The 8,896-nt window shown below is 44.9% G+C and carries 9 protein-coding genes and 4 tRNA genes; all 13 read right to left on the bottom strand.

Features of this window, described 5'->3' with window-relative positions; all coding sequences use genetic code 11:
- The coding region (locus tag NI466_RS15060; RefSeq protein ID WP_072292276.1) for a GTP-binding protein at positions 1-90 on the bottom strand (90 nt) is incomplete at its 3' end.
- 150 nt (positions 91-240) lie between these two features.
- A tRNA-Thr gene (locus tag NI466_RS15055) sits at positions 241-315 on the bottom strand.
- A gap of 17 nt (positions 316-332) precedes the next feature.
- Positions 333-408 (bottom strand) — tRNA-Gly (locus tag NI466_RS15050).
- Between the two features lie 38 nt (positions 409-446).
- A tRNA-Tyr gene (locus tag NI466_RS15045) sits at positions 447-530 on the bottom strand.
- Between the two features lie 56 nt (positions 531-586).
- Positions 587-662, bottom strand: a tRNA-Thr gene (locus NI466_RS15040).
- 98 nt (positions 663-760) lie between these two features.
- Positions 761-2,254, bottom strand: a complete 1,494-nt coding sequence (gene trpE / locus NI466_RS15035) for an anthranilate synthase component I (RefSeq protein ID WP_253173950.1) — start codon at positions 2,252-2,254, stop codon at positions 761-763.
- A gap of 108 nt (positions 2,255-2,362) precedes the next feature.
- The gene (gph, locus tag NI466_RS15030) at positions 2,363-3,031 is read right to left on the bottom strand and encodes a phosphoglycolate phosphatase (RefSeq protein ID WP_253173949.1); all 669 of its coding nucleotides are present in this window, start codon (positions 3,029-3,031) and stop codon (positions 2,363-2,365) included.
- A 78-nt stretch (positions 3,032-3,109) separates the two neighbouring features.
- Positions 3,110-3,769, bottom strand: a complete 660-nt coding sequence (locus NI466_RS15025) for an FHA domain-containing protein (RefSeq protein WP_253173948.1) — start codon at positions 3,767-3,769, stop codon at positions 3,110-3,112.
- A gap of 62 nt (positions 3,770-3,831) precedes the next feature.
- A complete protein-coding gene (gspD, locus tag NI466_RS15020; protein WP_253173947.1) occupies positions 3,832-6,093 on the bottom strand; it encodes a type II secretion system secretin GspD in 2,262 nt (753 codons plus the stop codon).
- Positions 6,094-6,131: 38 nt separating this feature from the next.
- Positions 6,132-6,986 (bottom strand): type II secretion system protein N, encoded by an 855-nt coding sequence (locus tag NI466_RS15015; RefSeq protein ID WP_253173946.1) that lies wholly within the window; start codon positions 6,984-6,986, stop codon positions 6,132-6,134.
- Positions 6,986-7,729: a type II secretion system protein N gene (gene gspN, locus NI466_RS15010; RefSeq protein ID WP_071852112.1), complete on the bottom strand. Its 744-nt coding sequence runs from the start codon at positions 7,727-7,729 to the stop codon at positions 6,986-6,988. The genes NI466_RS15015 and gspN overlap by 1 nt, the downstream gene beginning before the upstream one ends.
- Before the next feature lie 182 nt (positions 7,730-7,911).
- On the bottom strand, positions 7,912-8,238 hold the full coding sequence (locus tag NI466_RS15005; protein WP_026055760.1) for an H-NS histone family protein: 327 nt from the start codon (positions 8,236-8,238) through the stop codon (positions 7,912-7,914).
- A 141-nt stretch (positions 8,239-8,379) separates the two neighbouring features.
- The gene (locus NI466_RS15000) at positions 8,380-8,808 is read right to left on the bottom strand and encodes an acyl-CoA thioesterase (protein WP_004729290.1); all 429 of its coding nucleotides are present in this window, start codon (positions 8,806-8,808) and stop codon (positions 8,380-8,382) included.
- Positions 8,809-8,896: the final 88 nt, after the last annotated feature.

The raw sequence follows: 8,896 nt of genomic DNA, 5'->3' as shown, positions 1-8,896 counted from the left end.
AGCTGTTAAAGTTGTTTTACCATGGTCAACGTGACCAATTGTGCCCACGTTAACGTGTGGCTTATTACGTTCAAACTTAGCCTTAGCCATGTTAATCTTCCTCGTTTACGTCGAACACAATTCTGAGTAAAACCCAGCTCCGACATATCGTTTAAAAAAACCGAACACCAAATACTTGAAAAGCAGACTAAATAGCCTGCTTTTGGAATTTCTTTGCAACAAAGTTGCTAAACTGTAATCTGGAGCTCTTATCGAGATTTGAACTCGAGACCTCTCCCTTACCAAGGGAGTGCTCTACCACTGAGCTATAAGAGCAAATATTAGTACTTCAATGGAGCGGGAGACGAGGGTCGAACTCGCGACATGTAGCTTGGAAGGCTACCGCTCTACCAACTGAGCTACTCCCGCACGATGTTGGTACAAACCACTTATTGAAGTCTTAAAATTGGTGGTGAGGGAAGGATTCGAACCTTCGAAACTTTCGTAGCGGAGTTACAGTCCGCCCCCTTTGACCGCTCGGGAACCTCACCATTTTTTACACTTACATCAGTGCTGTTCTTTACTTCACACTACCAAACTTCTAAGATGGTGCCGGCACACGGATTCGAACTGTGGACCTACTGATTACAAGTCAGTTGCTCTACCAACTGAGCTATGCCGGCGTTTCTTAGTGTTTCGTACGTTTCGTATCGGAACGGTGTGCAGTTTAGCAAAACTCAGAATCCTTGCAAGTGTTTTTTTCAAAAAAAACGTCAAAAACTCATAAAATCAAACCATTTGATGATAATTCAACCGCTTTGATCACTGCGCGAGCTTTTATTTGGGTTTCATTCCACTCAGATTCAGGATTTGAGTCGGCAACTAGCCCTGCTCCGGCCTGCACATAGACCTTATTTTCGCGAATGACACAGGTACGAATCGCAATCGACATGTCCATTTCGCCATGCCAGCCTAAATAACCAACAGCGCCACCAAAAATTCCACGTTTTACCGGCTCAACTTCGTCAATAATTTCCATGGCACGGATTTTTGGCGCACCTGAAAGTGTACCAGCAGGGAAAGTTGCTTTAAAAACATCCAGAGCATCGACATCATCACGCACTTCACCCTGCACATTGGAGACAATATGCATCACATGCGAATAACGTTCGATCACCATTTGATCAGTCACCTGCACTTTGCCAATTTTTGCGATGCGTCCCACATCATTACGTCCCAAGTCAATCAGCATGACATGTTCAGCAATTTCTTTTTCATCAGACAATAAGTCTTGCTCAAGCGCCAGATCTTCTTCTTTGGTTTTGCCGCGTGGACGGGTCCCCGCTAATGGACGAACTGTGGCAATTCCATTTTCCAGACGGGACAGAATTTCCGGTGAAGAACCGACAATATGGAATGGCGTGTTGTTTTCCAAGGTCTGCCCTTGCACCAGGAACAAATACGGTGATGGATTGAGATGACGCAGCGCACGATACACTTGTAGCGGATCACCATCGAAATCAGAGACCATCCGGTGCCCCGGCACCACCTGCATTACATCACCGGCACGAATATACTCTTTGACCTTTTCGACCGAAGCAATGAAGTTGTCATGTCCGGTGAGGGACTCAAAATGTGGCGGCGTATGTTTTTCAGCTTTAAGGCTGATGGGCGTGGCCAGAATATTTTCCAATTCATTTAATTGTTCATGTGCTTTTTCATAAGAACCCGGGGCAGTGGCATCCGCATGTACAATTAAGAACAAGGTATCTTTCAGGTTATCAAAGACAATCACTGTTTTAGAGAGCATCATCCAGATATCTGGCAAGCCGACCGGATCCGCTTCCGGCACATTTTTTAATTTCGGTTCGATATAACGCACCGCGTCATAACCAAAGTAACCGACTAATCCACCAGTAAAACTCGGTAGGTCCGGTAATTCTGCCTGGGTTGGCACCTTAAATTGCGCCTGAAAGTCTCGAATATATTGAAATGGATCAGCACAGTGCTGCTTTTCAATTGAAGCATCTGCATGCTGTACCGTCAGTTCGCCCGCATTGCAGGAAAATACGGTAGATTCACCTAGCCCGATAATCGAATAACGCGCCCAGTTCTCACCACCTTCTACAGACTCGAATAAATAAGCCTGCTGATGCTGTTTAAGCCGAGCAAAAATAGAAAGTGGTGTATCGGTATCCGCCAGACGCTGACGGTAAACAGGAATGAGGTTATAGCCTTGCGCAGCAAGTTCTTGGAATTGTGCTTGAGTGGTCATGCGGTTTTTCTCTTTAAATTAGGGTTACTCAGTATGTAAATAAAATTGAACTGAGCGACGCCATCGAAAAACCTTACAACTATTCATTTTCTTTCCTTAGTATGCGTATTAGGCAAGTAATTCTCTAAGATCACCCACAATCTGCTGTGGCTGACAATCTGCAATATTTTCACCATGATTATAGCCATAGCTGACTACAACACAATCAATCCCGGCGCGTCGTGCAGCTTCGACATCATTGGAAGAATCGCCAATGAGCAAGACCTGTTCTTTGCTCACCCCATAATGTTCGACACAGTGCAACAACTGGCGCGGATGCGGTTTACGCTCAGTAAAACGGTCGCCACCAATGGTATCGGCAAAATAATGAGCCATATCCAAGGTATCTAAAATACTGCGGGCAGGAAGTTCAGGCTTATTCGTCACACAAATCAGGGTTTTACCTTGGGCTTTGGCCCAGTCCAGAAATTTCAGGATTCCCGGAAAAGGAACAGTATCGACGCAGGGATCGACATTATAGATATCCAGAAAAGTCGTTAAGAGTTCCTGATGCTGTGCCGGTGTGACTTCACCCACCAGATGCTGGAGTACACTTTCACAGAATATCGACGTGCCCTTACCTACCCAGGTCCGTACCTGCTCTTCAGTCACCAGAGGCAATTGCAGCACATTCAGGCTCATATTCATGGCGCGATACAGATCATGTGCTGAATCCACCAAGGTACCATCCAGATCGAATAAGATCAGTTCGCGCTTTTCTAATTGTGCAATAGACATCCCGACCCTCTTTTATAATATTCGCAGCCACAAAAAAGGCATGCGCGGTGCATGCCTTGATTGTAACCAATCATCGGCTTATTTGAACAATAACCAAGCCATAATTGCTAAAATAATCAGCACAATCACTGAAATCAAACCAACAGATACATTTTTCTGGGTTTCTTTTTTCTGTTCTACACGTGATACAGGTTGCTCAACCGGAATTGGGGTAGGCTCTGGTTTCACCGCACTAATGTCCACGCCTTCCGGAATAGGCGCCGGTTTTGGAATACCGATATTGGTTGGCATGCCATCACGGGTTAATTGCACCGAAGCATCACGATGTTTCAGTTCCGGCATTCCCTGATCATTCATTTGCTGCGCAGGTGTAGGCTCAGCGACTTCGACCTGTTCCACGACTTTTTCTGCCGTTGCTTCAATTTCTGCTGGAACTTCAACTGCAGCCACAGGTGCCAGTACTGAAAATTTCAAGCTGGCAAACTGAACAATGTCATCCTGTTTTAATAAGGTTTCCTGCGCAATCTGTACATCATTGACGAAAGTGCCATTCGATGAACCCAAATCCTGCACCCAGAGCGCATCATCTTTCAGTAAAAATGCCGCATGTTTACGGGAGATTTCCGCAGCCTGTAACACGATATCCGCAGCCTGATGACGCCCTACCAGCATGTCACGGTCAATGCTAATTTCCTGTCCTGTTAAGTCGCCTGTAATCGCGTGTATTTTCCAAGTCATGAAAGTTACTTCTCTGTTCTCTTTGACATTATCATAACATGCTGTCTGCAAATACGAATGGCTTAGCTTTTGGGTCTAAGTGTGGTTGTTGTAACGGTATTTTTACTTTTTTCTACCTGTTGGACGGGTTCTACCACTTGTCGCTGAATCACTGGTTCTATCGCGACCGGCGTGGCGACTACATTAACTGGTTGTGCCTGAACCGGTGCGGTCGGCACAGTTTGATAGGTCGAGTTTTGCAAGGGCGTTCTGGATACCGGAATTCGCTGTTGATACACATCTTCAACACTTTCTGGCAATTTGGCAAAGTTCCCGTCTGAATCGAGTGCGAGTTGCAGACTATATAACTGACTATAACGTTGCTGGGTCAGTTTACGCACTGCATTTTTATCCCCCACAATGGTTGGATGGATAAAGATCAATAAGTTACGCTTCTGATTGGATTTACCTTCAGAACGGAATAAACGTCCTAAGCCTGGAATTGCACCCAGACCCGGCACCGCTTGGCGTCCATAACTGGTGTTATCCGAAATCAGACCGCCAAGCACAATAGTTTGTCCATGTTCGGCCAGAATTGAGGTTTTGATCGCTCGCTTGCTGGTAACCAGATCCTGCGCCTGCCCTTTACTGGCTTTGACATCAGAAACTTCCTGTTCCACTTCCAGGCGTACCGTACCATCTTCGCCAATATGTGGAACCACCTTTAAAGTGACCCCGACATCCTTACGTTCAATGGTGGTATAGGGATTAGCAACTCCAGCAGCGCCTGTAGATACTGAGCCTGTCACAAAGGGTACGTTTTCACCCACTACAATATAGGCTTCTTCGTTATCCATGGTCACGATCGACGGCGTAGACAACAGGTTGGATTTAGTGGTTTCTTTAAGTGCCTGAATCATCGCGCCATACAGACGTCGGGAACCATCACTGCCTTCACGATAATCACCGAGTACCAGTGAACTGCCCGCGCCTACGGCACTTGCAGCACCTGCACCACCACCGGTGAGATAACCAGCCGCAATATTTTTTAGACTGGTACCAAAATTATCGAAGTTCACCAGCCCAATACCACTACTGATATCACCCAAGGCCCATTGCACACCGAGTTGATCCGCATCGGTTCCTTCAACTTCAATAATCGCGGCTTCAATCAGCACTTGTTGACGGCGAATATCCAGCTGGTCAATCGCCGATTCAATTTCACGCATCAATTGCGGATCTGCTTTCACCACCAAAGAATTTTGTGTGGTATCAGCAATAATACTGACGCCATTGCCATTAAAGCTGGTAATACCACCTTGCTCATTATTCATGCCAGTATTCAACTGAATGCCTGAAGAGGTGTTGCTACTCGAACCGGTAGTCGTATTGTTGTTATTTAAATTATTGCCAGAACTGAGTGAAGACGAGTTCGAGGATGTACTACTCGAATTTGAATTACTGTTCACCGCCTGCCCGCTTACCAAACCCTGCAAGATTTCCGCAAGATTTTTAGCGCTGGCATATTTCAGACGAAAAACTTTTAATCCACCCAAACGATCCGCAGCCGGTACATCCAGAGTTTCGATTACTTGACGCACCCGTTTGCGCGTCGTGGGATCACCTTTAATGATGATCCGGTTAGTACGGGTATCTGCAATCACCCGCACTCGCGAACCGCGGACATCTTTAGCACCACCGGTGGCAGTCATGGATTCAATCAGTCCAATCATTTCTTCGGCCTGACTGGATTGTAAACTGACCGCTTCAATATCATTTTGACCGGTGCCGTCCAAATTACGAATAATGGTTTCCAGCTGGTAAATATTGCTGGCACGATCCGACACAATTAAGGCATTCGTACCCGGCACCGCCGCCAAATGGGCAAACTGCGGCATTAAAGGACGTAATGCAGGAATCAAGTCATTCGGATTGGTATTCTCCAGCCACAACACTCGGGTCACAATCTGGTCACCACTGGCACGGCTTCTGGCATCATAGGGAATGCCTGAGCTTTTGACATTGCTGTCCGGAACCAGCTTGATGGTATTACCCGAAGGAATTGCCACCACACCATTGACATTCAGTACGCCTAAAAACAGGTCATAGACTTCATTTTTATTCAGGGCTTTATTGGAGATGACTGTTACGTTACCACGTACCCGCGGATCGACTGCAAAGTTTTTGCCGGTAATGTCGGCCACTTCATTAATGAATGCAGTTAAGTCAGCATCTCGAAGGTTGATTTTCCAGGTTTGTGCATAACTCGCCGTACTGACCATAGCTATTAACGGTGCGGCCACACAGAATGCCCATGCTGATCGATTATTATTAAATAAAGCCATAAACTTTCGTGTTTCCTAACCCTATGCGTGATGACACATCACTTCAAATCTTGTTGTATGGTCATCACCTGATCACCACGTTTTATTTCGAGTTTGACCTGACCTTCACGTCGGGCCTGTTCCAGTAATTGTGCTTCGGTCTGTCCCTGGCTCAGCGTCTGGCCATTTAAAGACAAAATCTGGTCGCCTGGTCTTAAACCCAGACGATTACGCAGTGCAGCCGGCGTCCGTGAAGTCACTTCATAACTTCCATCTGCTGCACTCACCCCCATATTCTGTAAATACTGGTCCTTGTTTTCCTGCATCTGCTGGATGGCCCGACCAATTTCATTCTGTGGCGAAGGCTGCTCAGGCATACCACTATTAGAAGGCATAGCAGGCATTGAACTTGAAGAGGCTGATGTTTCCGGCACAATCGGCTGATTCAAGCCATTTTCCAGACCTTTGAATAAGACTTCCTGAGTAGCACCTGTGGATCGACGTAAAATAACCCGATCCCAATACACTTCAGCCAACTCAAAACCGCTATTGGCTAGCATTTCCCCGACACGGTAACGATCGACCTGATCATTAATTTTCAGTACCGCAGAAGAGTTATAACTTGGACTGGCAACCACCACCCCTTGTAAAATGATATTGGTAGTTTCAATAGCACCCACAGACTGCCCAACTTCCTGAAACAGTGAAAATGCACCGATATTCGGAATTTGTGCCTGTTGCGAACCCAGTTCTACCCGATCCAGCTGCATGGCTTGGGGTGGAGCTATCAGCAACCAGAACAAAGCCGCCAGCTTCCAGCATAGATACAGAATGAGCAGTAACAAAACCACAGGTGCAGCACGATCGATCTGTTTCAGTTCAATATTTTTTAAATCATTCAGAGAAACTGCCATCAGTTCAAGCCTCCCATTAAGGGTTGGCGGGTACTGATCACATAGGTATCTAATCCGGCTTTACCTTCATAAGAAGGTGCATTCATTAAAAAGCGCTGGGTGAGCTGGATATCCAGCATCAGACTCGGATCAAGCTTGATATTCAGCATACGTTGATCGCGACTATCCCGAACATCAACTAACAGCTGTCCGCTTTCATCTGCGAGTTTTCCAGTCATGGCAGGTACATTCATGCGTTCCTGACGCTGGGCAAAGGTATAAATCAGCTCACCACCCGCCCATTGCATTTGCCCAGCCACCTGACTGAAGCCCTGTTCTTTTTTATATTTAAAATCCAGATCTTTAAACTGAATCGCAGTACTCGGCCATTGCCAGTCTGCAACTTTTTTTAAGGTTTCAGGCGCGACCTGCCCTTCAAGATTTTTGACAATTAAAGATTTATTCAGACCATAGGCCATGATCCCGGAAAGCTGGGTATTGCCACTATGCAAATCCACATGTGCCCCAACCCGCAGCAACAGCAAATCCAGCGGCCGTACTTTCCAGTTCAGACTGCCCCGAAGATTGCCTTTTTTCCAGTCCGCACTTCCCTGCCAGATATTTCCGTTTACATTATGCAAAGTCTGGTTATTTTTATAAAATTTTGAAATTAACCAGGCCGCTGGCACTTGTAATACGACAAAAATAAAAAATGCAACAAGAGCAAGGATCAACCATCTTAAAGTTTTCGGTTTACTGCTCATCCCCACCACGACCAATCGCTCAAGTCCAAATCCCCATTTATAATTTTCCCCTTATACCCACACATTATGCACACTTTTCTGCCAACGCCAATTCATAGATATAAAAAAACCAAGCAGGTATGCTTGGTTTAATCATCTTAGACTGTCTGTATGACAGCCTAATGACCAGATCAAATGAAGGCTTAGATCAGGAAATCGTCCAGCTTTGCGCCTTTTTCCAATTCAGCCACCAACCAGCGCGGCTGTTTACCACGGCCAGTCCAGGTATCGTCCGGATTGCTTTTGCTACGGTAACGCGGTTCAACCGACTTACGTGACGATTTCTTACGCTTAGATGCACCAAATTCAAGTAACTGTTCAACCGTCATACCAACTTTCTCAGCAACTGCCAAGATTTGCTGATAAGCGTCTTCAATTTCTTGATCTTTTTTTGAAGCAATCAGCGATTCTGCTTCTGCTTGTAAACGTTTTAACTCTTCTACTGATAAATGCGTAATATCTGGCATAATGCTCTCCGAAAAATAATATTATTCATTTTATTAAATAATAGCCCCATCATATTTATATTAAATAAAACATTCAATATAAAACCTTAAAGCAATAACAATAAAGTTTAAAAAAAATTACAAAATAAAATGCTTCATTCATTTTTAAATTTCATGTTGAACGCTTAATTCAAGTGCTTTGATTTTTTCGCGAATATGTTCCGGAATTTCTGTTTTCTGCATGGTCTTTTTATCGACACAGACAATCACTGCTTCTGAAGTAGCCACAATACTTTGCTGTTTTTCACTCCATAATACATATTGCATTCTAACTGCACTATTACGGATTTCTTCAATACGTGCTGCCACTTTTAAATGATCAGGAAAAACCACGGGTTTTAAATAACGGCACTGATTGGATGCCACTACGGTAGATACCGATTCAGTGAGAATTTCTAATTGGGTTAAATAAGCTAGACGTGCACTTTCGACATAACGGTAATACATGGCATTATTGACATGTCCAAAGGCATCCATATCGCCCCATGCAACTGTTTGTTCATAAATAACTGGATATTGTTTTAATTCTGACATCATTAGATCTCTTGCGAAAGTTAATTCAAGAGCATCCAATTCACCATTCCAACAATTAAATTCATTCTTAGACCAAATCGTTTCCGTC

The organism is Acinetobacter lwoffii (assembly GCF_024129595.1).
GTDB lineage: Bacteria > Pseudomonadota > Gammaproteobacteria > Pseudomonadales > Moraxellaceae > Acinetobacter > Acinetobacter lwoffii_O.
The sequence above is the reverse complement of the archived record's forward strand: the minus strand, read 5'-3'. Positions and strand labels throughout refer to the sequence as shown.